20 protein-coding genes and 2 tRNA genes are annotated in these 26,207 nt (G+C 45.7%); 14 read left to right on the forward strand and 8 right to left on the reverse strand.

Annotated features, from left to right (window positions below):
• Window positions 1-65 precede the first annotated feature (65 nt).
• The 7 genes from QUA44_RS17410 (at window position 66) to QUA44_RS17440 (ending at window position 7,333) form a co-directional block, all read left to right on the forward strand.
• A complete protein-coding gene (locus QUA44_RS17410) occupies window positions 66-551 on the forward strand; it encodes a hypothetical protein (RefSeq protein WP_333252533.1) in 486 nt (161 codons plus the stop codon).
• 172 nt (window positions 552-723) lie between these two features.
• On the forward strand, window positions 724-2,697 hold the full coding sequence (locus QUA44_RS17415; protein ID WP_333252532.1) for a carbamoyltransferase: 1,974 nt from the start codon (window positions 724-726) through the stop codon (window positions 2,695-2,697).
• 146 nt (window positions 2,698-2,843) lie between these two features.
• Window positions 2,844-3,251, forward strand: coding sequence for an SxtJ family membrane protein (locus QUA44_RS17420; RefSeq protein ID WP_333252531.1), 408 nt, complete (start codon window positions 2,844-2,846; stop codon window positions 3,249-3,251).
• Entirely contained in the window at window positions 3,252-3,416 is a 165-nt protein-coding gene (locus QUA44_RS17425) for a DUF5989 family protein (protein WP_333252530.1), read from the forward strand.
• Window positions 3,417-3,420: 4 nt separating this feature from the next.
• On the forward strand, window positions 3,421-4,653 hold the full coding sequence (locus tag QUA44_RS17430) for an SGNH/GDSL hydrolase family protein (RefSeq protein ID WP_333252529.1): 1,233 nt from the start codon (window positions 3,421-3,423) through the stop codon (window positions 4,651-4,653).
• 13 nt (window positions 4,654-4,666) lie between these two features.
• Window positions 4,667-5,992, forward strand: a complete 1,326-nt coding sequence (locus QUA44_RS17435) for a hypothetical protein (RefSeq protein ID WP_333252528.1) — start codon at window positions 4,667-4,669, stop codon at window positions 5,990-5,992.
• A 6-nt stretch (window positions 5,993-5,998) separates the two neighbouring features.
• On the forward strand, window positions 5,999-7,333 hold the full coding sequence (locus QUA44_RS17440; protein ID WP_333394934.1) for a hypothetical protein: 1,335 nt from the start codon (window positions 5,999-6,001) through the stop codon (window positions 7,331-7,333).
• 191 nt (window positions 7,334-7,524) lie between these two features.
• Here QUA44_RS17440 and QUA44_RS17445 read toward each other — a convergent pair whose 3' ends face one another.
• Window positions 7,525-8,856: a hemolysin family protein gene (locus QUA44_RS17445; protein WP_333252525.1), complete on the reverse strand. Its 1,332-nt coding sequence runs from the start codon at window positions 8,854-8,856 to the stop codon at window positions 7,525-7,527.
• A gap of 344 nt (window positions 8,857-9,200) precedes the next feature.
• Here QUA44_RS17445 and mfd point away from each other — a divergent pair, with 344 nt between their 5' ends.
• From mfd to QUA44_RS17460, 3 genes are all read left to right on the forward strand, one after another.
• Window positions 9,201-12,773 (forward strand): transcription-repair coupling factor, encoded by a 3,573-nt coding sequence (gene mfd / locus QUA44_RS17450; RefSeq protein WP_333252524.1) that lies wholly within the window; start codon window positions 9,201-9,203, stop codon window positions 12,771-12,773.
• Window positions 12,774-12,905: 132 nt separating this feature from the next.
• A complete protein-coding gene (locus QUA44_RS17455) occupies window positions 12,906-13,559 on the forward strand; it encodes an S-layer homology domain-containing protein (RefSeq protein ID WP_333309815.1) in 654 nt (217 codons plus the stop codon).
• 466 nt (window positions 13,560-14,025) lie between these two features.
• Window positions 14,026-15,246 (forward strand): GTPase domain-containing protein, encoded by a 1,221-nt coding sequence (locus QUA44_RS17460; RefSeq protein ID WP_333252522.1) that lies wholly within the window; start codon window positions 14,026-14,028, stop codon window positions 15,244-15,246.
• Window positions 15,247-15,348: 102 nt separating this feature from the next.
• On the opposite strand, the gene QUA44_RS17465 is transcribed toward QUA44_RS17460, so the two are convergent.
• The 3 genes from QUA44_RS17465 to QUA44_RS17475 all read right to left on the reverse strand — a co-directional run bounded on the left by QUA44_RS17465 (window position 15,349) and on the right by QUA44_RS17475 (window position 16,027).
• Window positions 15,349-15,750, reverse strand: a complete 402-nt coding sequence (locus QUA44_RS17465) for a hypothetical protein (protein ID WP_333252521.1) — start codon at window positions 15,748-15,750, stop codon at window positions 15,349-15,351.
• 97 nt (window positions 15,751-15,847) lie between these two features.
• Window positions 15,848-15,925: transfer RNA gene (locus QUA44_RS17470), tRNA-Glu, on the reverse strand.
• Between the two features lie 29 nt (window positions 15,926-15,954).
• A tRNA-Asp gene (locus QUA44_RS17475) sits at window positions 15,955-16,027 on the reverse strand.
• A gap of 141 nt (window positions 16,028-16,168) precedes the next feature.
• Here QUA44_RS17475 and QUA44_RS17480 point away from each other — a divergent pair.
• On the forward strand, window positions 16,169-16,369 hold the full coding sequence (locus QUA44_RS17480; RefSeq protein WP_333145486.1) for a glutathione S-transferase family protein: 201 nt from the start codon (window positions 16,169-16,171) through the stop codon (window positions 16,367-16,369).
• Window positions 16,370-16,381: 12 nt separating this feature from the next.
• Window positions 16,382-16,633: a hypothetical protein gene (locus QUA44_RS17485; RefSeq protein WP_333252520.1), complete on the forward strand. Its 252-nt coding sequence runs from the start codon at window positions 16,382-16,384 to the stop codon at window positions 16,631-16,633.
• A 123-nt stretch (window positions 16,634-16,756) separates the two neighbouring features.
• Here the strand turns inward: QUA44_RS17485 and QUA44_RS17490 are convergent, their stop codons facing one another.
• Both QUA44_RS17490 and gyrB read right to left on the reverse strand, forming a co-directional pair.
• Window positions 16,757-17,473: a biliverdin-producing heme oxygenase gene (locus QUA44_RS17490; protein ID WP_190739611.1), complete on the reverse strand. Its 717-nt coding sequence runs from the start codon at window positions 17,471-17,473 to the stop codon at window positions 16,757-16,759.
• Between the two features lie 756 nt (window positions 17,474-18,229).
• A complete protein-coding gene (gene gyrB, locus QUA44_RS17495) occupies window positions 18,230-20,170 on the reverse strand; it encodes a DNA topoisomerase (ATP-hydrolyzing) subunit B (protein ID WP_333252519.1) in 1,941 nt (646 codons plus the stop codon).
• Window positions 20,171-20,427: 257 nt separating this feature from the next.
• Between gyrB and miaA the strand changes: the two genes are divergently transcribed.
• Window positions 20,428-21,333, forward strand: coding sequence for a tRNA (adenosine(37)-N6)-dimethylallyltransferase MiaA (gene miaA / locus QUA44_RS17500; protein ID WP_333252518.1), 906 nt, complete (start codon window positions 20,428-20,430; stop codon window positions 21,331-21,333).
• Window positions 21,334-21,394: 61 nt separating this feature from the next.
• On the opposite strand, the gene QUA44_RS17505 is transcribed toward miaA, so the two are convergent.
• Window positions 21,395-22,054, reverse strand: a complete 660-nt coding sequence (locus QUA44_RS17505; RefSeq protein ID WP_333252517.1) for a Uma2 family endonuclease — start codon at window positions 22,052-22,054, stop codon at window positions 21,395-21,397.
• 267 nt (window positions 22,055-22,321) lie between these two features.
• Window positions 22,322-23,305, reverse strand: coding sequence for a protein-methionine-sulfoxide reductase catalytic subunit MsrP (gene msrP / locus QUA44_RS17510; protein ID WP_333252516.1), 984 nt, complete (start codon window positions 23,303-23,305; stop codon window positions 22,322-22,324).
• Window positions 23,306-23,811: 506 nt separating this feature from the next.
• Between msrP and QUA44_RS17515 the strand changes: the two genes are divergently transcribed.
• The gene (locus QUA44_RS17515; protein ID WP_333252515.1) at window positions 23,812-25,890 is read left to right on the forward strand and encodes a serine/threonine-protein kinase; all 2,079 of its coding nucleotides are present in this window, start codon (window positions 23,812-23,814) and stop codon (window positions 25,888-25,890) included.
• The last annotated feature ends 317 nt before the right edge of the window (window positions 25,891-26,207 follow it).

A 26,207-nucleotide genomic window follows, 5' to 3' on the forward strand; every position in this document is an offset into this window, starting at 1 on the left:
TACAAAAACCCGCCCTCACCCAACTCTGTTAAGATCGCTCAATATCTTGACAAACCGCCCGATCCATGCAAACTTTCAAAAAATCAACCAGACCTTTCAACTCTCAAGATACATATCCCTGTCCCGTCTGTCGCACCGGTGAAATTGCTACGATGCCGATGATGGAAGCTCTAGCTTGCAACTTCTGCCAGCACATTTTTACCGCCAGCGAAGAAAGGCAATCGCTCCAAATGGCCGATCGCCAGCCGCCGGTAACTTGGCACTGGAATGGCAAAAAATGGATAGGAGCACACCTCGAAGGCGTAGAATTCGGATGGCCTTATTTTGCCGCAGCGATCGGGCTAATCTTCCTTCCTACCACCTTGCTCGGACTTTCAGCTTACTACTTTCCCCCGGTTCCCGGCAGCCGGTTGTCGTGGCTGCCCGCAGCTTGGACTGGTTTAGCCTTTTTGTCCCATTTAGGCATAGTGCTGTGGTTGGTAGGCGAATTTTATCAATTCCCCGCGGCCACTTACTTGAGAGCTTGGGGGCGCAGGATTCGCAGGCGCTAGCTGGCTGGTGTCAGACGGTTGAGGGGCCGCGCACCGAGATTTATTTCGGTAAAATTTAAGTAAAATTGGAGGCGATCGCAAAAGTCAATTCCAAATCAGCATTACTAAAGCTATAATCATTAGCTATTCTAAATACTCAGATACGAGCGCATAGCGATTTGTAAGGAGAGCGATGAACATACTTGGAATCTCGGCGTACTACCATGACAGCGCCGCAGCCTTAATTTGCGATGGAGAAATTATCGCCGCAGCGCAGGAAGAAAGATTTTCCCGCAAAAAGCACGACGCCAGATTTCCCAAGAATGCGATCGCCTATTGCCTAAAAGAAGCGAACATAGAATTACGGGAAGTCGATCGCATAGTCTTTTACGACAAACCATTAGTCAAATTCGAGCGCCTTCTCGAAACCTACTTAGCCTACGCACCCCAAGGTTTTCGCTCTTTCCTAGCCGCCATGCCCATATGGCTGAAAGAAAAGCTTTACCTCAAAACCATGCTCAAAAGAGATCTCGCAGAAATAGCCAACTGCAAAACCAATAAACTGCCACCTCTGCTATTTACCGAGCACCACCAATCCCACGCAGCCTCAGCATTTTTCCCCAGCCCATTCCAAAAAGCCGCCGTTTTGTGCCTCGACGGCGTAGGCGAGTGGGCCACAACCTCCGTTTGGCTGGGAGACGGCAACCAACTAACACCTCAGTGGGAAATCGATTTTCCCCACTCCCTAGGTTTGCTTTATTCAGCTTTCACCTACTACACAGGCTTCAAAGTCAACTCTGGTGAATACAAACTCATGGGTTTAGCGCCCTACGGCGAACCCAAGTATGTAGACAAAATTCTCACCCATTTGATGGATCTCAAAGATGACGGAACTTTCCGTTTAAACATGGATTATTTCAACTACACAGTTGGCTTAACCATGACAAATAAGAAGTTTGACGAACTGTTTGAAGGGCCGCCGCGTCAAGGTGAAGGACAACTGACTCAGCGGGAAATGGACATTGCAGCTTCCATTCAAGTTGTTACTGAAGAAGTTGTTTTGCGGCTTTGCAGAACAGTTAAAAAAGAATTGGATGTCGATTATCTTTGTCTCGCGGGCGGCGTTGCTCTCAACTGCGTTGCTAACGGCAGACTTTTGCGGGAAAATATTTTCAAAGATATTTGGATTCAACCGGCAGCGGGAGATGCTGGCGGTGCTTTGGGCGCGGCTTTGGCGATTTGGTATCAGTATTGCGAACAAACTCGCACTGTGGGCGACGAGTTACCTGTCGCAAATAATCTCAAACAAGAGAGGAGTGAAGTCCTTACTCCGAGCGGGGAGGAGAGGACTGAAGTCCTCACTACAAGCCAAGCTGTCGCAACAGTGGCGAAGTCGGTGGCTCATTTAACTTGTCACGACAAAATGCGCGGTTCCTATTTGGGGCCAAGGTTTACAGACGCAGAAATTCTCGAATATTTGGATGCTGTCAAAGCTAGCTATCACCGATTGGACGATGCCGAATTGATGCCGCAGTTGGCGGAAATTTTGGCACAGGGAAATGTCGTCGGATGGTTCCAAGGGCGGATGGAATTTGGGCCGCGGGCTCTGGGCGGGCGATCGATTATTGGCGATCCACGCAATGCTAAAATGCAGTCTGTGATGAACCTGAAAATTAAATATCGGGAATCATTTCGACCTTTTGCACCGTCAATTTTAGCCGAACGAGTTGCGGATTATTTCGAGATTGACCATTCTAGCCCTTATATGCTATTGGTAGCACCTGTCAAGTCCAGTCTCCGTATTCCGATGACTCCCGAACAAGAGCAGTTGTTTGGCATTGAAAAGCTCAACATTCCGCGATCAGAAATTCCGTCTGTCACCCACGTCGATTACTCGGCTCGCATCCAAACAGTTCACAAAGAAACCAATCCTCGGTACTATGACTTAATCAGTCATTTTGAAGAGCGATCGGGCTGTTCGATTCTGGTAAATACTTCCTTCAACGTCCGAGGCGAACCCATTGTTTGTACTCCCGAAGATGCTTACCGCTGTTTCATGCGAACCGAAATGGACTATCTGGTTTTAGAGAATTACTTGATTCCTAAATCAGAACAAATTCCTTGGAAACAAGATGATGCTTGGAAAAATGAATTTGAACTAGATTAGCAAAAAGAGCGGGTTTTCGAGTTTTTTTATAAGAGAAAAAATTCCGCCTAAAACCCCCTAAAAACTACCTACCTTCTTTTTTCATCCGTTACATCCGTTACATCCGTTACATCCGTTACACAATCCGCTGCCGAACTTCCTTCACAATGAGCGACGAAATAAAAAAACTCGATAAAAAAGGCTTGCGCGATTTCGGGCTGCTAATTGGCGGCTTAATTGCAGTGCTGTTCGGTTTAGCAGTACCTTTACTGCGGCGCGGTTCTATACCTTGGTGGCCTTGGGCAATCGGCGCAGTCCTAGTTGTGCTAGCATTAGTTGCGCCGAAATCGCTGAATCCCGTTTATCACGCATGGATGTGGTTTGGACTTACCCTCAACAAGATCGAAACGCCGATCGTCCTTGGGATAGTTTTTTACCTGATAGTTTGGCCGATGGGAGTTATCAAAGGCCTGTTTGGCGAAGATGCAATGCGGCGCAAACTCAATCCCAAAATGGATACCTACCGCATCCCAAGCAAAACAAGAACAAAAGTTAGTATGGAGCGTCCTTTCTAAGTGTTTGAAGCAACTTTAGACTTTATCAAAGATTTGTGGGCGTTTATGCAAGAACGCCAAAAGTATTGGCTGATACCCTTAATTGTAACTTTAGTATTTTTGGGAGCTTTGATTGTATTGAGTCAGGGTTCTGTGATTGCTCCGTTTATTTACACCCTGTTTTGAAAGAATGAGCAAGTTGAAAAATTTGGGTATCAACTTAGGTTTGATACTCGGCAGTTTATTGATGGGGGTGGTAATTAGTGAAGTTGGATTGCGAGTTGCTAGAGTTGATGGCTACCCAAAAATTCCTGATGTCGCAGACTCTGCACCCACAGGTTTCCACACTGCCGATCCCGATTTGGGCTGGCAGCTCAAACCCGGTGTGTCGGGGGAGTGGAACGGCGAAGGTGAGAGTTTTGTGCAGGTGAATAGTGAGGGTTTGCGCGATCGCGAACACACAAAAGCCAAACCTCCCAACACTCTCAGAATCGCAGTTTTGGGCGATTCTTTCACCGAAGCAATTCACGTACCTGTCGAACAAACTTTCTGGTCGAAATTGGAACGAAAGTTAGGCAACTGCGAAGCTGTTAAGGGACGCAAAAATGTTGAGGTCATGAATTTCGGGGTGCAGGGCTACGGTACTGCTCAAGAATTGATAATGCTGCGAAAAAAAGTGTGGGATTACAGTCCTGATATTGTAATTCTTGCCTTTTTTGTGGGCAATGATGTGATTAATAATTCGCCGAAACTAGAATACGATCGCTACCGACCATTTTTTGCTTATGATGCTAGCGGCAAGTTAGTACCGGATATGTCTTTTCGCAATCTGGCGCCGATCGATCGCAACGAAAGAGCAGTTTCCTTCGTAGACCTAATGCCCAGTTTGATCGTCAACAATTCGCGCATTTTGCAGGTCATTAAAAAAGTAGACTTAGAGCGGAAAAAGCGGGAGTTATCGGGACACTTTACCACTTTAAGTACCCTGAACCTCAAGGAACCTCAAGATGCAGCTTGGCAAGAAGCTTGGAGAGTGACAGAGGGTTTGATTGTGACGATGCGGAATGAAGTTGTGCAGAAAAATGCTGATTTCTTGGTTGTGACAATCGGCGATCCGATGCAAGTTAGACCGGAGGCCCAGCGGCGAAAAAATTTTATGAAAAAGAACAACATTCAGGATTTGTTTTATCCCGATAGGCGGCTGGAAAAATTGGGCGCGCGCGAGGGTTTTCGGGTACTAAATTTATCCGAACAGATCCAAGGTTACACTGAAAAATATCAAGTCTGCGCCCACGGTTTTGAGAATTCTGTACCCTGTGGGGGTCACTGGAATGAACTCGGACACCGACTGGCTAGTATCCTGATTAACCGAAATTTGTGCGAAAATTTGAAGCAGTCTCAAGTACCCAAAAAACAACCCTAAGCCGTCAAATTTCATGAAAGATTCAACGGTATTCAAAAAAAGCAAAAATATATTAATTATAATTGCGGTTAATTTGGCGATCGCCTTTATTTGTCTGGAAGCCTTGTCGCTAGCTTTTTATTTTATCAATCAAAAACAGTTTTTTTATACCAGAACGAAAGGCAAAGAAAAAGCAGTAGAAGATATTGAAAGGATTGGAATTAGACTAGATGAATCTATCGTAGAAAGACTGCACCCGTTTTTTGGATACGTGCTCAAACAAGGTGCTTTTCCTAATGAAAACTTAAAATTAAAAGTCAACAAAGAAGGCTTTTATTCCCTCTACGAATATCCGTTTATTAAAACTAATAAAAATCAATTTATTATCGGAATTTTTGGCGGTTCAGTTGCGAATAACTTTGCAGTAAATGAATACGTACATCGTAGATTGTCTAACAAATTGAAGACTTATCCAGAATTTGCCAACCAGGAAATTATTGTTTTAAATTTCGGTAACGGCGGCTACAAACAGCCCCAACAATTACTAATTTTAAATTACTTTCTGACTTTGGGTCAAGAGTTAGATTTAGTCATTAATATTGACGGTTTTAACGAAGTAGCACTGTCAAATTTAAACAACAAAGCCCAGCTAGAAATAGGTATGCCCAGCGTTCAGCACATACAGCCGCTGACGAGTTTAGCCAACAACAACTTGTCGCCGGAAGCGATGAGTTCGATCGTGCAAATTAACGAAAACAAAAAACAATTGAAAGCAGGTATTGACAAATTGCAAACTTGTCAACTTGCTTTGTGTCACGCTGTCACCTCGCTACAGGTGAAACAATTACTCAACAATTACCAGCAAGCCGTTGTCAAGTACGACGCGCAAGTCAAACAATCCAACCCAGACACGGCAAATAGCGGTATAGTATACATTCCCAAAGCTGACTTTGTTTTGCAGGATGCCGCTGCTTTTGACAAAATAGCATCGATGTGGTACGAATCGTCGATTGGGATGAATCAAATTTTATCAAGTAGACAGATTAAGTATTTTCACTTGATCCAGCCCAACCAGTATTATCCCACTAAGCGAGCCTTTACCGCCAAGGAAAACGAAATTGCGATCGACCAGAAGAGTCCTTACATTGAAGGAGTGAAAAAAGGTTATCCCGTATTGTTGTCCAAAGTCGATGATTTGCAAAAAGCTGGGGTCAATATTTTTAACGCCGTGAATATTTTGGACAATACAAAAGAGACGGTTTACAAAGATGCGTGCTGCCACTATAATTCAGTGGGAGAGGAAGTATTGGCAAACTATGTTTCCAGTTCGATTATTAAAGTAGTAAGAAAGTCGAAATAGATATTTATGAAAGATTTAAAGTTTTTCAAAACAGGGCAAGAAGTTTTCAAGCTCGCTCTAGTTAACTTAGTGCTTTTACTTGTTTTCCTCGAACTCGGCTCCTTGGGATGGTATTTTGTCAAGCACAAGCAATTTTTCTATACTAGAGAAAAGGTGCAAAATAAGTCGGATTTAGGAATTAATTTAGAAGGAGTACGGCTGAACAAGTCTGTTGTTGAAAGATTTCATCCTTTTTTTGGGTTTATTCAAAAACCCAGCCCCGATTTTAGACCTGGTTTTAAAGTCAATAATTATGGGTTTATTTCTCCTTACGATTACCCTCTCAAAAAAACTAAAAATAATCAGTTTTTTATCGGAGTTTTTGGCGGTTCTGTGGCTTCCGATTATGCAATATTTCAAGTTCAGAATCAAATTTTACCTAAATACCTCAAACAGTTGCCCGGTTTAAAAGATAAAGAATTTGTAATTTTGTCTTTTGCGACGGGAGGCTACAAACAGCCGCAGCAATTATTAATTTTAAACTACTTTTTGGCTTTAGGTCAAGAATTAGATATGGTTGTCAATATAGATGGTTTTAATGAAGTAGCACTTTCTAATTTAAACAATAAAAATCAAGTCGATTTAGCGATGCCAAGCATTCAGCATATTTTGCCGCTCGCTAACTTCGCGAATAATAGCCTTTCTACTAAGGCTATGGAAGCAACTCTCAGAATTCAAGAAAATAAAACTAGGATTAATCAGGGTTTGTCAAGTTTGCAAAACTGCTCTTTAGCTGCGTGCGATGCTTTGACTTCTGTTTACGTTCAAAATCTAGTAAATAACTATAAAAGAGATGTCATTAAGTTTGAAAAAGAACGGACTAAACAACAAAAAGATGACAGTAGCAACGTTATTTATATAAATACTAATAAGTCGGTTTTACCGGATTCAGTAGCTTTTGACAAAATGGCCTGGAATTGGGCAAAAAGTTCAATCTTTATGCACAAAGTGCTGTCAGCTAGTAATGTGCCTTATTTTCATGTTCTTCAGCCTAATCAATATTATCAGACGAAAAGGGTGTTTGGTAAAGCTGAAAAGCAGATTGCTTTTAACAAGGAGACTCCTTATGCTAAATCTGTACAAATTGGATATCCGGCTCTTTTAAAAAAGTTTCCGAATTTACAAAAAAATAATATTAATATATTGAATGCTGTAAATGTATTTGATCGGACTAAAGAGGCTGTTTATGTAGATAGCTGCTGTCATTACAATCAAACTGGAGAGGTGGTTTTTAGTGATTATGTGGGCCGTTCTATTCTGGAAGCTTTGCGGAAGGATCGGGCTAGGAGTAATAAAAAATAATGAGATATAGAAGACCGGGCGGTTGAAACCGCGTCTATACAGACAAAACCCGCGACTCGACTTCGCTCGCCGAACACCTCCGCGGGTTGAAGACAGAGCCGTGAAAATTACGTTTTTTTCTTCAGTCCGCAGAGGCGGACTTCCTTTGTGTAGACGCGGTTTCAACCGCCGTCTGATCTTTTGGGCGGTTTTTAGCTTTTTGCTTCGATTTTAGCTCGATCGCCCACAGAGTCGATCGGCATTACCAATATCTTATCAACACGGTTGCCGTCCATATCCACGACTTCGACTCGCAAACCGTTCCACTCAAAATGCTCGGCTGCTGTCGGAATCTTGCCCAAATTTGTAATCACAAAACCGCCCATTGTGTGGTAACTTCCCCTATTTTCTGACGATATTTCATCAATTCCAAACAGTTCAAAGAAATCATCGACCGGCAACATTCCGTCTAACAACCAAGAACCGTCTTCGCGCTGCACGGCTTGCGGCTCGTCGGCATCTTCTATTGAAGGAAAGTCGCCAACGAGTTCGACTAAAATGTCGTTAACTGTCACCAATCCTTGAATGACTCCATATTCGTCAACCACTAAGGCAATTTGATTGCTAGATTGCTTAAAAAGCTCTAATACTTTCAAACCGCGCGTGCTTTCCGGCACAAATAAAGGCCTCCGCAAAGAAGCACTTAAATCGAGGGGTTGACCTGTTAAATTGCGAGATAACATATCGGTAACGTGTACTAAACCGACAACGTTATCGAGTCCGCCCTGACAAACTGGAAACCGAGAATGACCGCTGCCGAGCATTTTTTGGCGGTTTTCTTCTACTGAGTCGTCGAGGTCGAGCCAGGTAAGGTCTGGTCGCGGAGTCATTAAGGCGCTGACTCGCCGATCGCCCAAACGAAAGACTCTTTCTACCATGTCTTGTTCGGCTTCTTCAAAGGTTCCCGCCTCGGTTCCTTGCTCGATTAAAACTTTGATTTCTTCTTCTGTAACTTGCGGTTCTGTTGAAGGCACAATCCCCATAATCCGCAAGATTAAGTCAGTGGAATAACTTAAAACATACACTGCTGGCGCGCCAATTTTTGAGAGCATTCGCATGGGAATAGCGACACTAGAGGCGATCGGTTCGGGGTTGTTGAGGGCCAGCCGCTTCGGCACGAGTTCGCCGATAATTATGGTGAGGTAAGTTATGATTAAAATTGCGACGACTGAGGCGATCGGCTTAGAGTAGGGTTCCAAGGCCGGAATCAAGCGCAACAGAGGCTCTACCCTTTTAGCAATCGTCGTTTCTCCGAAAGCGCCGGACAGGATAGCCAGTAGCGTAATCCCGATTTGAACAGTGGGCAAGAACTGATTCGGGGCATTAGCCAGATCCAAAGCTACACGGGCATTGATCGAACCCTGGTTTGCCATCTGTTGCAGTCTCACCTTCCGTACTGAGATGATGGCCATCTCTGACATCACAAACACGCCATTGAGGAAAACCAGCAGGAGAACAATCAGAATATCGGTACTTGGGGACATTTCTCAAATTATCGATGGTAAAGACGAAGCGCGTTTCCCGGTTAGTCGATTTGAGATTTGAGATTCTAGATTTTAGACTCAATTGAATCTATAATCTGGGGATCTGTCAATCTCGACCGACAATCTCGATTTGGCGATCGACCTGTCCCTAGATTAACGGAACTGGCTTGCTGCGATCGCAAGTTCGAGATATTTATAGAAGGCCTCTAGCAGAAATCTACCTGTAGTTGAGTGGCACTGCCAACATCCGATCGCCACAATGATAGATGTTTGTCGTACAATCTTCCTTACTAGCCAGAGGGAAAGACCTCCCAAGGCCGATCGGGGATTAAAATTAACAGCTCATGACTTTCTCTTCGATAATTCGTACTTTGGGGCGATCGCCCCTAGCAACAGAACTCCTCAACAAGCTCAAACGGCATCACTGCTTGCAACTCGCAGGCATAGCCCGCTTGCCCAAAGGTTTAGTAGCTTCCGCCCTCGCACAGCAAGAAGGACGGAGTTTACTGGTAGTTACAGCAACTCTGGAAGAAGCAGGCCGCTGGGTGGCCTCTCTAGAGGCAATGGGCTGGCAAACCGTACATTTTTACCCAACTTCGGAGGCTTCGCCCTACGAGCTATCTTACTCCGACGAGAACGAAATGACCTGGGGACAAATGCAGGTGCTGGCGGATTTGGTGGACAAGCAAGAAAAAACCGCCAATCAGTCCAAGCCGATCGCCATTGTCGCCACAGAAAGAGCCCTGCAGCCTCATTTGCCACCTCGAAGTGATTTTGAACCCTACTGTCTGACGCTGAAGCGAGGCGAAGTTCAAGACTCCAAGATACTTGACCGCCAACTGGCATCGATGGGATACGATCGGGTGAATTTGGTAGAAATGGAGGGCCAGTGGAGCCGCCGGGGCGATATTGTCGATGTCTTTCCGGTAGCGGCGGAGTTGCCGGTGCGGCTGGAATGGTTCGGGGATAATTTGGAACAACTGCGCGAGTTCGATCCGTCTTCCCAGCGATCGCTCGATAAGGTCGATCGATTAGTTTTAACTCCTACTAATTTTAACACAATTATTAAAGCAGTTTTAGCTGAAAAAAAGCTTGACGCAATCAACCACCTAGGCTCTCTTGACCCCGAAAAAGAAGCGGAAAATGAAGGGGAAAAATTTGTCCGCAGGCTGTTGGGTTTAGCGTTCGAGCAACCTGCATCTTTGTTGGATTATTTGCCAGAAAATACTTTAGTTGTTATTGACGAACCCCAAGGGTGCGAAGCTCACAGCGACCGCTGGTTTGAGAATGCACAGGAACAGTGGAATAATTGCAATCGGGAATCGGCAGTTGCTGGTGAGGCAACAGAAAAATTGCCAATTGCTAATTTGAAAGTTCCGAAAATTCACCGCACTTTTGCTGAATCTATGGCAGATGTCGCAGCTTTCGACAGGCTAGAACTTTCAGAATTGGCAGAAGATTCTACTGCTAAAAAATTTCAAAGCTCTGCAGAGGGAGACCAGCTACCGTCTGCGATTAATTTGGCTTCTAGGCCTGTGCCGGTGATGCCTCACCAATTTGCTAAGTTGTCTCAAATGCTCAGGGAAGAGCGCGATCGGGGTTTTACAATTTTTCTGGTTTCTGCTCAACCCAGCCGATCGGTTTCTCTGCTGTCGGAACACGACTGTCCGGCTCAGTTTGTGGTGAATCCGCGCGATTATTTGGCGATCGACAAGTTGCAATTGCAGCACGTTCCGGTTGCTTTGAAGTACAGCGGCTTAGCAGAATTGGAAGGGTTTATTCTGCCAACTTTTCGGATTGTTTTAATTACCGATCGCGAATTCTACGGCCAGCATTCTCTTGCTACTTTTAGCTACGTCCGCAAGCGCCGTCGCGCTGCTTCTAAGCAAGTAGATCCGAATAAATTAAGCCCTGGTGATTATGTGGTTCACCGCCAGCATGGAGTGGGCAAATTTCTCAAGTTGGAACGCTTGACGATCGATCGGGAAACTCGCGAATATTTAGTGCTGCAATACGCTGACGGTACTCTCAGGGTGGCGGCAGATCAATTGGGCGCGTTGTCGAGGTTTCGGACTGTCGGCGATCAAGTACCGGATCTCAACAAGCTGACAGGCCAAACTTGGGAAAAAACTAAAACAAAGGTTCGCAAAGCTGTTAAAAAATTGGCAGTGGATTTGCTGAATCTTTATGCTAAAAGAGCTAAACAAACAGGTTACGCTTTTCCTCCTGATATGCCTTGGCAGCAAGAATTAGAGGATTCTTTTCCTTACCAGCCAACGCCGGATCAGTTGAAGGCAACTCAGGATGTGAAACGCGACATGGAGGGCGATCGACCAATGGATCGCTTAGTCTGTGGCGATGTCGGTTTTGGTAAGACAGAAGTTGCTCTCAGAGCTATTTTTAAGGCAATTACAGCGGGCAAGCAGGTGGCTTTGCTCGCGCCGACGACAATTTTGACCCAACAGCACTATCACACGCTCTCTGAGCGTTTTTCCCCTTATCCGATCGAAGTTGGTTTGCTCAATCGCTTTCGCACTGAAACCGAGCGCCGGGAGATTCACAAGCGTTTGGCGACTGGGGAATTAGACGTGATTGTTGGTACTCAATCTGTTTTGAGCAAAGCGATTAAATTTCGGGATTTGGGCTTGTTGGTGGTGGATGAAGAACAGCGGTTTGGAGTTAAGCAAAAGGAAGCGATTAAAGCTCTCAAAACAGAGGTAGATGTTCTGACTTTGACAGCAACGCCGATTCCCCGGACTTTGTATATGTCGCTGTCGGGGATTCGCGAGATGAGTTTGATTTCGACTCCGCCTCCCAGCCGGCGCCCGATTCAGACGCATTTGGCTCCCTATAACCCGGAAGTGGTGCGATCGGCAATTCGTCAAGAATTGGACAGGGGCGGTCAGGTTTTTTACGTAGTGCCGCGGATTGAGGGGATTGATGAGTTGGCCGCTCAGTTGCAGGAGATGGTTCCGTCTGCCAGAATTGCGATCGCCCACGGTCAAATGGATGCTTCGGAATTAGAATCGGTCATGCTGACTTTCAGTGCGGCAGATTTCGATATTTTGGTGTGCACGACAATTATTGAGTCGGGTTTGGATATTCCGCGAGTCAATACTATTTTAATTGAAGACGCGCAGCGCTTTGGTTTGGGTCAGCTTTACCAGTTGCGGGGACGGGTGGGACGCGCGGGGATTCAAGCTCATGCTTGGCTGTTTTATCCGAAGCAGAACCAACTGTCTGATGCTGCAAGGCAGCGGCTGCGGGCAATTCAAGAGTTTGCCCAGTTGGGTTCGGGCTATCAGTTGGCCGTCCGAGATATGGAAATTCGCGGTTCGGGTGATGTTTTGGGTAATGAACAGTCTGGTCAAATGGAGGCGATCGGTTTTGATTTGTATGCTGAAATGTTAGAGGAGGCTATTCGGGAAATTAAGGGTCAGGAAATTCCGAAAGTGGAGGACGCGCAAATCGACCTCACTTTGACGGCGTTTATTCCTGCTGACTACATCGCAGATTTGGATCAAAAGATGAGCGCTTACCGGTCTGTGGCTTCTGCTAATACCTCAGAAGAGTTACAGCAGATTCAGGCTGATTGGTGCGATCGTTATGGGCCAATTCCTCTGCCAGCCCAGCAACTTATCCGTGTGGTCGAACTCAAACAAATCGCTAAAAAAATCGGTTTTTCTCGCATTAAACCGGAGAATAAGCAGAACATAGTTTTGGAAACATCGATGGAAGAGCCTGCTTGGAATTTGCTCAAGGCTAATTTGCCGGAACATTTGCGCTCTCGTTTTGTCTACAGCAAGGGGAAGGTTACTATTCGGGGTATGGCGGTTTTGACGGCCCAAAAGCAATTGGATAATTTGATTGATTGGCTGGGTAAAATGCAGGGCGCTTTGCCTGAAGCAAATCTTTGATTTTAATATATAATCCCCAAATGTCGCGCACCGCCGAAACCACAGAATAATACCGATGGAAGCAGAAAAAATATTACTGCTGTTTTCATGATTGTTTTAGCGACAGAAAGGATTAAAATCGTGAAAAAGTTAGTGAGTATTTTTTTGGCGATCGCGCTAGTGCAAGGAGTGCCAATGGGGGTTCAATCTCAACAAATAATTGACGCGATCGATCGGGTTGTGAGTGCTGGATTGATGAATAAAGATGCCAGTGGCAATTTTAATGCTGATGGCCTTGTCAGTCGCGCCGATTTGGCGGTGATTTTAGTGAAAACTTTTGGTTTGGAACGCCGGAAAACCGCTCAAAAACCGGATATGGAATTGCCGGATGTCCCGAAGAGTTACTGGGCATACAGTGCGATTCAAACTGCTTTGAAAACGGGAACGATGAGTGGATATCGTGACGGAATGTTTTTCCCAAACCAAAGGGTAACTCGGGCTGAAGCTTTGGCGATTTTTGCTCAAGCTTACGGGGTTTTTCAGTTTCCCGATGCCAGCATTTCCGAGATTTTAGCTAAGTATCCAGATGCAGGGGAAATCCCTAATTGGGCTAGAAAGTCTATAGCTACTGCACTTTATGAAGGGTTTGTTAATGTTGAGTTCGGAACTAATAAGATTAATCCTTTGAAGCCGATGACTCGCTGGGATATCGCTTACGCTTTGAGCAAGTATTTGGAGCGGCAGGCAAGGCCCAGTTCTTTGCCTGTCCCGGACGAGCAGCCTCCTGATCGCGGCGTGGGAAGGTGAATTATTTTGAATTTTGGATTTTAAATTTTGGATTTTGGATTTAAAAATTATAGCCGTAGGGTGCGTCGCCATCAGCCATCTACTGAGAAACCTAAAAAATCTGATAGCGACGCACCCTACTGTCAACTTGAACCTTCGACCTTGAGATTAAGAGTCACCTGCTCTAACCAACTGAGCTATACTCCCGCATCTAGGCTCATAACATAGCTGATTGATTTTGTCAATACTTTTTCAAATTTAGTGCGATCGCCCTGACTCACCCCAAAAGTCTCTCAACGGAAACGCGAATGTCGGGAAATGCCAGCGGTATCACCCTTCCGGCGTCGATCATGAGATCTGTCTCAAGCAATCACAACCATTTGAAGGCTGAGAGAAAAATACTTATTCAGAAAAATCGGATGCGGGAGTGTAGGGAAAACTGATACATTGATAGACGTAACTTTAAATAAAAAAGCGGTGGCTGGATATGGTTTTAAGCTTTGGTCATAGATTTCCAACAGCTATCAAGCAGATTAAAAGATGTAACGTTTTGGTGATTGGCAGTACCGGGGCTGGGAAGAGTACACTAATTAGTTCAATGTTGAATTTTCCCATTAGCGACTCTGTTACAAACAGCATTTCAAACCCACCATATCAAAAGCCAGGACTACCAATAGCAATCTATGATACACCGGGACTTGAAAATAATAAAAAACAGCAGGATAGGGTCAAGGAGCAAATTGCTAAGTTCATCAAGCAACAGAAATACAAAGAACCAGAAGACCAAATCCATGCAATTTGGTACTGTGTAAACTCTCAAGTTATAAGAGAAACACTAATCGATCGGCGTTGGATTTCGTCAATTGCGAAAGAACTTCCAGTTATTGCTGTAATTACTCGCGCTTCAGGAGTGGAAAAAAGCTGGTTAGAACCTTTTCTCAGGGGCATTTCGGAAATTAAGAAAGTGATCCCAGTCATGGCAGTGCGAGAAAAAACACCTCATTACGACATTAAACCTTACGGTTTAGACTCTTTACTATTTGGCACTGAACATTTACTAGAAGAGATTGCTAAAACAGCAATTTTGAATGCGATGAAATCCAAGGCAGATAAATCTTTTGGTTTGTGTATAGATGGATGCGCTAAGGTACTTACCGCTCGATTGTTGCCAGTTCCAATGATGCAAACACCGCTAGTAGCTACTCTACAATCTTGGATGCTTGCAGATATTTCCAAAACCTTTGGTTACAATTTTGATGGGAAACTTCTTTCAGAATTGTGTGCAGTAATTGGTACAACAGGTATTGAGGTTGAACTGGCTCAAATTCTCAACAACTTGCCAGGAGTTAATTATGACAATATCCAAACTGTTCATGACGTTTTATCTCAATTTGGTGTTATGCTTAACGGAATGACAGATGCACTACCCTTCAAAGATCAACTAATCGATTTGTTACCAGGGTTGGACAACTTCAATCCAGTAAGTGGATTCCCCATTTTCAGATGTATTGCTGCTGTTACTACTGCTCTCTGCACAGGTTTTCTAGCTCTTGCCTATATCGAGGCGATGAAAATATATAAGCAAGCTGAGTATGAAGGAGAACCACTGCCAGACATCAAAGAAACCTTGAAAGATATGGTGCAACAGTGGATGGAAGCTATCAAAATTGGGTTGGGGATAGGCTCAATTCCCGCTTTTGCAAACTAAGCCATCGTCATCACGAGGCAATTACCTCAACAACTAAAGCGATAACAACTAAAGCGATCGCCCTGGAAAGGTTAATAATATAGGCGTTCGCTATTTTTTGTTTTAGAAAGGGGGTAATAAAATTTTTTCTGAGCTGCATTGTAAACCACTCATTAAGGAATAGCTGATTTCACCTAAATTATCCTTCCGCCATATACAAATGGGAGTCCAAATCACTGTTGCGTAGTTATTAAACTGATCTCGAAAGTCTTTGGGTGAGACTCCAATCTCTCTAGCTGCTTTGACGATCATTCTGCCAAGCGAAAAAGCAATTTTGCGACTAGCCTCATCTTCGTCAGACTCCATAAATGCCTCCATATAAGAATCGAAAATGATCGAGAGTTCATTTTTAATGTTGGGGTCAAACAGAAAGAAATCTGCGGTATGCCAATAAGTCTCTTCACCTTGTACTCTTTTATAGCGTTCGAGATTTTCATGAGTTGGTTCAAGAACAAAATTATTCATTGCCTGCAATACACAAACTCTTATTTAACACTTAGAAGTTTAACTTAACTATCTCAGAATTGCCAATCTAAAAATACTTCTGATCGGCCACCTAACCTGGGATTCCCGACGAGGTTTGAACTCGCAATCTTCTGCTTGAGGGGCAGACGGCTTAAACCAATTTGCCTATGGGACTTTAAAACTCGTAACTCCCGGAAACGGAGACGAGGTTGACGGGTTTCGATCCCGCTACCTTCGCTGTGACAGAGCGACGCTCTCCCAATTGAGCTACAGCCTCACAAATTGCTGTTTGGACGGGGTGGCGCTTGACTTCGCGTACTACAACCCAAGGGGGCGATCGCACTTGCAGTCAAGCCTGTCCAAAAGTATGTGACATGACTAATTACCTATTCGGTAAACCCCTGATCAATCAAGATGTTTGGGAGCTAAACTGGTAGTGTCGCGGGTGGTGAATCCGATGCTGAAGTTGTACTACACTCCAATTTCTCTGAACGATCGCCGCCTGTGGGTGGCGCTGGAAAAGCAGATTGCTTTTGAGCCGATCGCCCTTAACCTAGATGGCGACCAATTTGGGCCGGAATTCTCCGCAATCAACCCTTTCCATCGCATTCCTGTATGAATAGATGAAGATTTGACTTTGGTTGAGTCGCTGGCAATTCTGGTTGATCTGGAGGCGAAATACCCCACACCTGCACTGCTACCAACTGAGGCGAAAGCGTTGGGAATTGTGCGGATGGTGGAAATGGTGGCGTTGATTGAACTGTTGCCGGCGATGTTTCCCTTAACAGGTCAAATTCTGGGTGTAGCCGGAGATACAGCGGAAAAATTTGAGGAGTTACTGGCGGATGATTCCCTTCGGGATAGCTCCGCTCGCGCGGACTGATTTTGCAGAGGAACACAATGCAAAATCCCGGAGATTTGGTGACTGTAAAAGCAGCCATCAAACCCCCAGGATTTAAGTTTTTCCTCTTAAACGAGGCTCAAATTATTCCCAGTGAGCTTTAACTCAATCAGCAGTAGCCAATTCGGTACTGGCGCCACCGCGCTTCCGCGTCAGGGTATTGAAAAGCATCTGACCGACAGCTTTAATCAAATTGCCTTCTAACTCCATGAACATCTTCATGTTCATGCCAAAAGCTGCATTAGCTTCGTCAACAATTCGCTCTGCTGTGGCTTCGTCAATCGGCAGTTCGTTCATTGCCTGACGGTAGTTAGCTTTGAATTCTTTTTCATCAGGAATATCCTGGAATTCATAGAAAGCAGTGCCTTCTCCCTCGGAAAGATTCATCCCCCGCTGGGCAATTCCCTTCAGGATTTGTCCGCCGGATAAATCGCCAAGGTAGCGAGTGTAAGAGTGAGCTACTAACAGTTCCGGTGCGGTCGCCGAAATCTCACGAATGCGCTGGACGTAGGCTTTAGCTGCTGGTGACGGGGCTACTTGTTCGCGCCAATTCGCACCGTAGTAGTAAAATAAATCTTGCTCTAAGCTTTGTTTGCGATTCAACTCAGAAAAGTTAATTTTTGAAACAACCGGATGCTGCTTTTGGCGTTCCATTTCCTCTTCCATTGCCGAGTAGACAAAGTAGAGGTTTCCTACTAACTTCCGGTAAGAAGTTTTTTCTACAACGCCTTTTAAAAAACACTTGACAAAACCGACGTTTTCTGCCATTGTGTGGGACTTTTTCGTTCCCTCACGCAATTTGGTCGCTAAATTGATGCTCATAAAAAAATTCGGTAAGTGGGAAACTCAGCGTCTTTAGACCTGAGAGGGAAACGGCTCGGCGGTTTCAACCGCCGTGAATCTTTGCATTACACGAGGATTGCTAGATTCGGTGTAATGAATCTAATGTACTTTCGATGGGACACTTCGGCTACGCGAGCGTGCATCGAAATTACCCTCTCAAATTTTGCAACCCGCGATCACATAATGTTTGCTCTTTCGAGCCTCCCTTTCGGGGTAATGTTAGCTTCGACAAAGTTAACGGCCGGTACTATATCTAGGACACTGATTTAACCCAATAAGTCTGTTTAATCCTAAATTTCTAGAGCAAGGAACTAGCTTCGCATTCCCTGGTAGGTCTTTAACTCTTACCGTTAACGTAGTACCAAGGTACTGAGTCTGGTCAACTGTGGTTTAAGTCTTAGGCTAGAAGCCCAATCTCTTTAGACCTGGGTCGTTGACGCTATATTGTCCAACCTTCTATTTTTGTGGTAGTTGATGGATGCGCCAAAAATCTAAAAATTACCTAAGTGTTTACCTTAGATCGATTTGATGAGAGATTGTATTAATTTTTATAACAAAAGTTGCAGTAGTCAGTTGGCGGTAGTCAGTTGGCGGTAGTCATCAGTCATCAGCCACTAACTAATGACTAATGACTCATCTTTACCAGCAAACAACTGTCAAATGTCAACTGCCAACTGCCAACTGTCAACTGTCAACTGTCAACTGTCAACTGCCAACTGCCAACTGTCAACTAACTTAGATGTCCAAGTCGAGCATATTGAGTTTGGGGCCGTAGGTTTCGATGAATTCGCGGCGGGGGGCGACACGATCGCCCATTAAGATCGTAAAGATGCGATCGGCTTCAGCAGCATCCTCAATCTCCACCCGTTTCAGCGTCCGAGTTGCTGGGTTCATCGTCGTATCCCACAACTGTGTCGGCATCATTTCACCTAAACCTTTGAACCGCTGGACGGTATAGTTAGCATTCGCCGGAAATTCATTGCGGATGAGAGCATTCCTTTCGCGTTCGCTGTAACAGTAGTAATGATTGCGTCCCCGTTCCACTTTATAGAGAGGAGGACAAGCAATATAGATGTAACCTTGTTCTACAAGTGCGCGCTGATAGCGGTAGAAAAAAGTCAGCAACAGCGTGCGGATGTGAGCACCATCTACGTCAGCGTCAGTCATAATTACGATGTGGTGATACCGCAATTGACCCGGATCGAATTCTTCGCCTTTGATGCCCAAACCCAGGGCTGTAATTAACGATTGAATTTCGTTATTTTTGTAGATTTTGGCGTCGTCGGTTTTCTCAATGTTGAGAATTTTACCGCGCAAAGGCAGGATTGCTTGGAATTGGCGATCGCGCCCTTGTTTGGCAGATCCGCCCGCAGAATCCCCTTCAACCAGGTATATCTCAGACAGGGCGGGGTCTCTGGAGCTACAGTCCGCTAATTTTCCAGGCAAAGGAGACGATTCTAAGACGGATTTTCGGCGCACTAAATCGCGGGCGCGGCGGGCTGCTTCAGCGGCCTTAAATGCCTGAATTGCTTTTTCCAAAATAGCGTCAGCTACCTGGGGGCGAAACTCCAAATATTCGGTCAATACTTCGCCTACCAAGGAATCAACAATTCCCCGAACTTCTGTATTTCCCAACTTAGTTTTAGTTTGGCCTTCAAATTCCGGATCGGGAACTTTGACCGAAATCACTGCTGTCAAACCTTCGCGAACGTTTTCGCCGGCGAGGTTGGGCTCGTTTTCTTTGATTTTGTTGCGCTTGCGGGCGATCGAATTCATCGTCCGCGTCAAAACAGCCTTCAAACCTTCTAAGTGCGTCCCTCCGTCGATCGTCCGAATGTTGTTCGCAAAACCCAAAACGTTGTCGCTAAAAGCATCGACGCACCACTGCAAAGCCACTTCTATTTGCACGTTATTGCGTTCGCCTTGCACGTAAATCACTTCTTCGTGCAGAGGCTGCTTTTCGCGGTTCATGTAGGCGATATATTCCTTGATTCCGCCCTCGTAACAGTAAGTTTCGATGCGAGGTTCGCCACTTTTGAGCAGTTCCAAACGGTGGTCGCTAAACGTAATTCTCACGCCAGCATTCAAGTAACCCAATTCTCGCAAGCGCCCCGCGAGTATAGTGTAATCAAATTCAATGCCAGTGCTAAATATTTGAGTATCTGGCAAGAAAGAAACTGAAGTGCCGGTGCGATTGCCTTTGTTCGGCTTGGCATTAAGTTCGGTAACGGGATTACCTCTTTCGTAGCGCTGTAAATGTTCTTTTTGGTCGCGCCAAACTGTCACTTCTACCCACTCGGACAGCGCGTTAACAACAGAAATACCTACACCGTGCAATCCTCCAGAAACCTTGTAGCCACCACCGCCAAATTTACCGCCGGCGTGGAGTACAGTCATTACTGTTTCTATTCCCGATTTGCCAGTCTTGGCAACGATGCCAGTGGGAATACCCCGTCCGTCGTCTGTTACGGTAACGGAACCGTCGGCGTTGATGTCAATCTCGATGTGAGTGCAGTGGCCAGCCAGCGCCTCATCGATCGAGTTGTCAACAACCTCGTAAACTAAATGGTGGAGTCCTCGCGGGCCCGTGGTACCTATGTACATCCCCGGTCGTTTGCGGACTGCTTCGAGACCTTCGAGAACTTGAATTTGGTCGGCGCTGTAGCTGCTGGTCATACAAAAATAGCTCCAATAATGAGGCTAAAGCCCCAAAAGCTTCTAAAATGGGAAAACTCCTAAAATTATAGCACAAAACCGTTAAAGGCGATGCTAGGGCTTTCTGAAGGGAAATTTATCGGGGGGACGGAGGGGAATAGTTTTGAGATTGCTTCGCGACTCCCCAGGCGTAGCGCCGTCAATCAGCGGAGGAAGAGAGGGGAAAGCATGGAGAGGAGAGGATTTAAGAGTTTTTATAGGGAAATGTGCGACAGCTTATGGCTAGATTAATTACGATTTGCGGGGCGACGGCGACGGGGAAGTCGGGAGTGGCTTTGGCTTTGGCGGGGCGACTGCAATCCTCGATCCTGAGTGCGGACTCTCGTCAAGTGTACCGCGAATTTGACATCGGAACCGCAAAACCGACGACGGTCGATCGCGCTTCTGTACCGCATCACTTAATCGACATCTGCGATCCGACCGAAACTCTGACACTCGCAGAATACCAGCAGCAAGCTCAAAAATTAATTGCTGCTGTCGATTTTCCTGTTTCTCCCCCCCTGTTGTTGGTTGGAGGGACGGGCTTATATACTAAATCGATTGTCAGGGGTTTGAAAATTCCGAGAGTAGCACCGATGCCCGAATTGCGATCGCAACTTGCGGAACTCGGACAATCTCAATGTTACGCGATGTTGCAGCAGGTCGATCGCTCTGCAGCCGAGAAAATTCACCTGAATGACCCAGTAAGAACTTTAAGAGCACTGGAAGTATTTTATGTAACTGGGCGCTCTATTTCCGAACAGCAGGGCGAAAATCCTCCCGATTATCCTATTTTACAAATTGGGTTGGATTGTGATATTGATGTTTTAGTCGATCGGATCAAACAGCGCACCGAACAAATGCTAGAACGCGGTTGGATCGATGAAGTAGAATATTTGTGTAAAAAATACGGCTGCGACTTGCCACTGTTGAACACGCTGGGCTATCAGGAAATCAAACAATATTTGGCTGGCGAGATTAAGCTTGAAGAAGCTAAAGAATTAACAATTTTGCACACGCGGCAATTTGCCAAGAGACAGCGGACTTGGTTTCGTGCTTATCCTGAAATTGAATGGTTTGATGTTAGTACACCAGATTTATTAGACCGAGTTTGGCGGAGAGTTGCAGAGTTTTGCGAACAATAAGGATTTTTTTACCGCAGAGGGCGCAGAGGACGCAGAGAAGGAGTAAGGAGATATGTAAGTGTTATTTTTGACTTAGTAAAATTTCTCTAATTCTTTCGCGAAACAAACGCACAGCAGCACGCTGTCCGATTGTTCTGCTTTGTTCGATGAAACCGGGGATTTCGGCAACGGGCAAAAACGGAAAAGCTAAACTACTATCGCACTTTTCATATTTCCCATCTACCAATTGATAAACTTGCAGAGATTCCCGGCGATACCTCCAGATTTCGGGCACGCCAATAGCAGCATAAATTGTAAACTTATTCACAGAATAATTTGTGTAATCTGACTCTATTGCTAAATCCGGCGGCGGGTCATTTGGCAAATTGATATTTCTGCCTCTAACTAAAGATTCATTTTGAATGTAGAAACAGGAATCAGGTTCGACAGCACAAGTTAAATCTTCTCGTTCAAGAGTCAGCGAACCCAGACTCCTAAGTTCAATTTCCAGCTCATCTACAATGGCTTCCACAAAGCTTTCTATCAGTCGTTTGGGTTCTTCGTGTTCTTCCAGTGGCATCCTGATTTCTAATACTCCTCCATCGTAAGCAATTCTCCAAGCTCTATCGTCCCCAACATCTGCCAGCAATGCTTTAAAAGTTGACCAACTGACACCTTTTAAAACAACTCGGTTTTCTGGGGTAGTTTGCTGCTCGACGGGAGTTGATGTTGTTGTTACCATTTAACAATTCCTTGGTAGCTTCATCAATTTTTATTGTAGTCGATAGACTGCAAATTTAAGGTAAAATTTACAAACATAGTGCAGGTATCGGGTACGGACACGGCACTCCCGTGTCCTGTATTTCATTTTCCGGAAGCGAAGAAAAAAGATTTTTTTTAATTAACCGCAGAGAACGCAGAGGGCGCAGAGAAAGAGAAAAGAGAGAAATTAATAATTTGAGGAACAAGCCGAAAAGCCTGTTCCTCAAATTACATCTCGCGTAGTTAATTAACTGTACAAACTAGCTACATATTCGCCGTAACCGTTATAAGGCAAAGTTGGGCGAGTTTCCCACGACCAACTGTTACCGGGGCCGACTATCCGTTCGCTGGCCTGCGACCATCTGGGGTGTGGCTTATCTGGTTCGACATTTGCTTCAAAAGCGTATTCGTTGGGGCCGATTGTATTCCAAAAAGTGGCGGGCTGTTTTTCGACAAATTCAATTTTGACGATCGACTTTGCGCCCTTAAAACCGTATTTCCAAGGAATCACTTGCCGCAGCGGCGCACCATTTTGTTTTGGTAGCCTTCGGCCGTACAAGCCTGTGGCAAAAAATGCTAAATCGTTGGCCATTTCTTCAATTCGCATACCTTCGGTGTAAGGCCAAGGATAGAATTGGGACATCAAACCGGGGCCGGGAGTTATTTTGGGGTCGTAAAATGAGGTGAAGCGAACGAATTTAGCTTTCGATTGCGGTTCGACATCAGCCATCAGTAATTTCATGGGAAATCCGACCCAAGGAACTACCATCGCCCACGCTTCTACACAGCGAAATCGATAAACTCGTTCTTCGATAGGAAATTTTTTGTAGAGGTCGTCAATATCATAAGTGCGGGGATTTTTTACTAAACCCCCTACTTCTACTTTCCAGTTTTCTGTTGGCAAAGCTTGAGCAGCTTGCCAAATAGATTTGGTGCCGCCGTATTCGTAAAAATTGTTGTATTTTGTAGCTAAGGCTTCGTCGGTAATCGCTCGATCGACTTTGGCAAAGGCGGAATTCCGGCTCAATCCCGCGTATGCTTGGGTTGAGCCTTTGTCCAGAGCCGTTTTTGAGCTATTACTGCTTTGACAACCTGTCAGCGGCAGCAGCGAAGCTGTCACGCCGGCGCCAATTAAATTTGTCATGAAGCGGCGGCGGTTGAGAAAGGCTGTTTCTGGGGTAATTTGTGGGTTGAGAATTTCCCAAGACTTGGGTACGCGAATTAAGGGCATAAGTAATAGTTAAAAGTTAGTAGTTAGTTTGGCTGAAGTTGCCTAAGTTTTAATCTGTTAGTCGATTTGAGATTTGAGAAAAAAGGTTTGAAATTGACTCCATAGAATAAAGAATCGCGGATATTTGGCAAGGCGTCGCGATTGCTTTGCTTTGCTGCGATCGCACAGAAAGTATTCGCAATGACAGTATAGCTTAATTCGGTAACAACTGAGATATTGCACCATTCTCAAGAACAGGCAAGATGCCTGTTCCACAAAGAATGATTTGATTGTGGGGTGGGCATCCTGCCCGCCCGTATGATCGACCTATTAAACCTCGCTCGCAGGAAAGTCAGCAATAATTTACGCGCGATCGACCCAAGCAATTGTGGCGAAAATCTGGGAAACAATTATGATCAAGCAAAGATTCCAATTATTTAATTTGTCCACAGGAAGCGGCACGCACCGCCCCGCTTTCCTCCCCCACTAGCAATAATGTCGGACGGGGGTCTCCAGCGGAAAGACAAATGAGTTACTGCACAAATCCCAATTGCCAGAATCCCCAAAATCTTGATCGCGCGACAGTATGCAAAAGTTGCGAGTCGAACTTGCTGCTAAAAGGCCGCTACCGAGTCTTTCACACCCTCGGTCAAAGTCTCACTTGCCGCACCTTCTTAGCAGTCGATGAAGACCAACCTTCCCAACCCCGCTGCGTCATTCAACAATTCTGCGGCTCAGCAGCAGTCGCCGACGGTCGCACCCAGCAAAACCGGACATTTCGCGGCTCGGCCTCAGTTCTCGACAAGTTGGGGAAACATCCGCAAATACCGAAACTGCTGGCATCTTTTGAAGTCGAAGGCTGCCAGTATTTAGTGCAAGAATACATCGAAGGCCGTAGTTTAGCCGATCGGCTTTCAGAAAAAGGTGTTGTTAAAGAAATTCAAATTTGGTATCTGCTGAGCGAATTGTTGCCAGTCCTGCAATTTGTTCACGAAAATCAACTGATTCACCGAGATATCAAACCGTCCAATATTATTCACCGCAAAACTCCCCAAGCATCCCCAGCTTTGGCAGGGAAAGATGATTTACATGGAGTGTCTCAGGAAAGTGCATCGGGGCTAGTTTTAGTCGATTTCGGCGCGACAATTCCGGCAAACAGCGGGCCGCTGAAAACAGAAACGGTGACAGGTTCTGCCGAATACGCGGCCCCGGAACAAATTAAAGGCCAAGCGATTAAAAGCAGCGACATCTACAGTTTGGGCGTCACTTGCATTCACTTGTTAACGGGAATGTCGCCCTTTGATTTGTTTGACATCAAAACCGACAGTTGGACTTGGAGAGATTATTTGAAAGTACCAGTTTCGGCGCGACTCGGCCGCATCCTGGATAAAATGGTGCAGCGAGAACCATCAAAACGCTATCGATCGACCGAGGCAATTCTCACAGACATGAAATACGGCCCGGCACCGGTAGACGTGATTCTCAGCAAACCCAAGTGGACTTTGGCCATCTGGGGAGCAAGTACGGTTGCCCTGCTGTCCGTAGTGCTGGGTTCTCGCTTGCCATCTCCTGCACCGCAGGCTTTCACTTCTGGTGAGCCTGTTTCTACCATTCCCGAAATTCGGTTCAATCCGCCCCCGATGCACCATTTCAGCCGTCAGGAATCGCAGTCAGGGCCCGCAGTACGCACTCTGGCGGATCAAGACAAAAACCCGGTTTGGGCGGTAGCAGTCGCTCCCAACGGTCGCGTGATTGTCAGCGGGAACAACGACGGCACAATTCACCTGCTGCACAAGCGTCATGGCAAGCTGCTCAAGGTTTTAGCAGGACACTTGGGGCCGGTGTGGTCGGTAGCTGTCAGTCCCGACGGCAGGACGATCGCCAGTGGTGGCGTTGACGGTACGATTAAATTGTGGAATTTCTATTCGGGCAGGTTAATTCGGACTTTGGACGGACACCAAGACGGCGTGTTCTCGGTGGTTTTCAGTCCCGACGGAGACAAGCTGGCCAGTGTCGGTAAGGACAAAACTTTGAAGATGTGGGAAGTCCAAGGCGGGGCCGAGTTGGAAACTCTTAAGCGGGTTTTTGATGAGGTGCAGTCGGTGGCTTTCAGTCCCGATCGACAAACTTTGGCGATCGGCAGCAGCGACGGTAAGATCAACCTGTGGAACTGGCAGACTGGGGAATTGAAAGAAACTCTTTGGGGTCATTCCGAGGGGGTTTGGTCTCTGGCCATCAGCCCGGACGGTCAAACTCTCGCCAGCGGCAGTTGGGACAAGACGGTGAAGTTGTGGGATATCAGCCCAAATAATCAGTCCCGGCAGTCCAACGGTTCTCTGCTGCGGACTTTGATCGGCCATTCCGACAAGGTTAAGTCCTTGGCTTTCAGTCCCGACGGAGACAAGCTGGCCAGCGCCGATTTGAGCGGCACTATCAAGCTGTGGCGCATGAGTCCCGGTGAGCAGTGGCGCATGAGTCCCGCCGACACGGTGGGCACGCTGAAGGGTCATTCTACTTGGGTGGAATTGGCTTTTAATCCTCAAGACAAAACTCTGATCAGTGGCAGTTTTGACGACACGATTAAGGTGTGGCGGCTGTCTCCTTGATTTTTTTGATCGCCCGTTCAATTAATTTTTGAACAGCTAGGGCGATCGAACATTTAGTTAATTGATCTATCAACACTTCCGACAGTTTCAATGCTGACGCATGGGTGTTAGAAACCCGGTTCCTAGGAGTTTTGCTAACAGGAACGAGAAATATAGTCAGCAACCGGGTTTGCGATCGTCAAGAGTGCGTCCAGGACTTTGCTGGATTTTATCTTGCTTTGAGCGGAGTTCTCTGAAACCCCTATTCTGCTGTTGGTAATCAAAAACTGTCCGAACTGTTGCAGGACTTACGCACAGCCTCAATATATAGTGTTTTA

Origin of the sequence: Microcoleus sp. N9_A2 (genome assembly GCF_036701775.1) — a bacterium.
Classification (GTDB): Bacteria; Cyanobacteriota; Cyanobacteriia; order Cyanobacteriales; family Microcoleaceae; genus Microcoleus.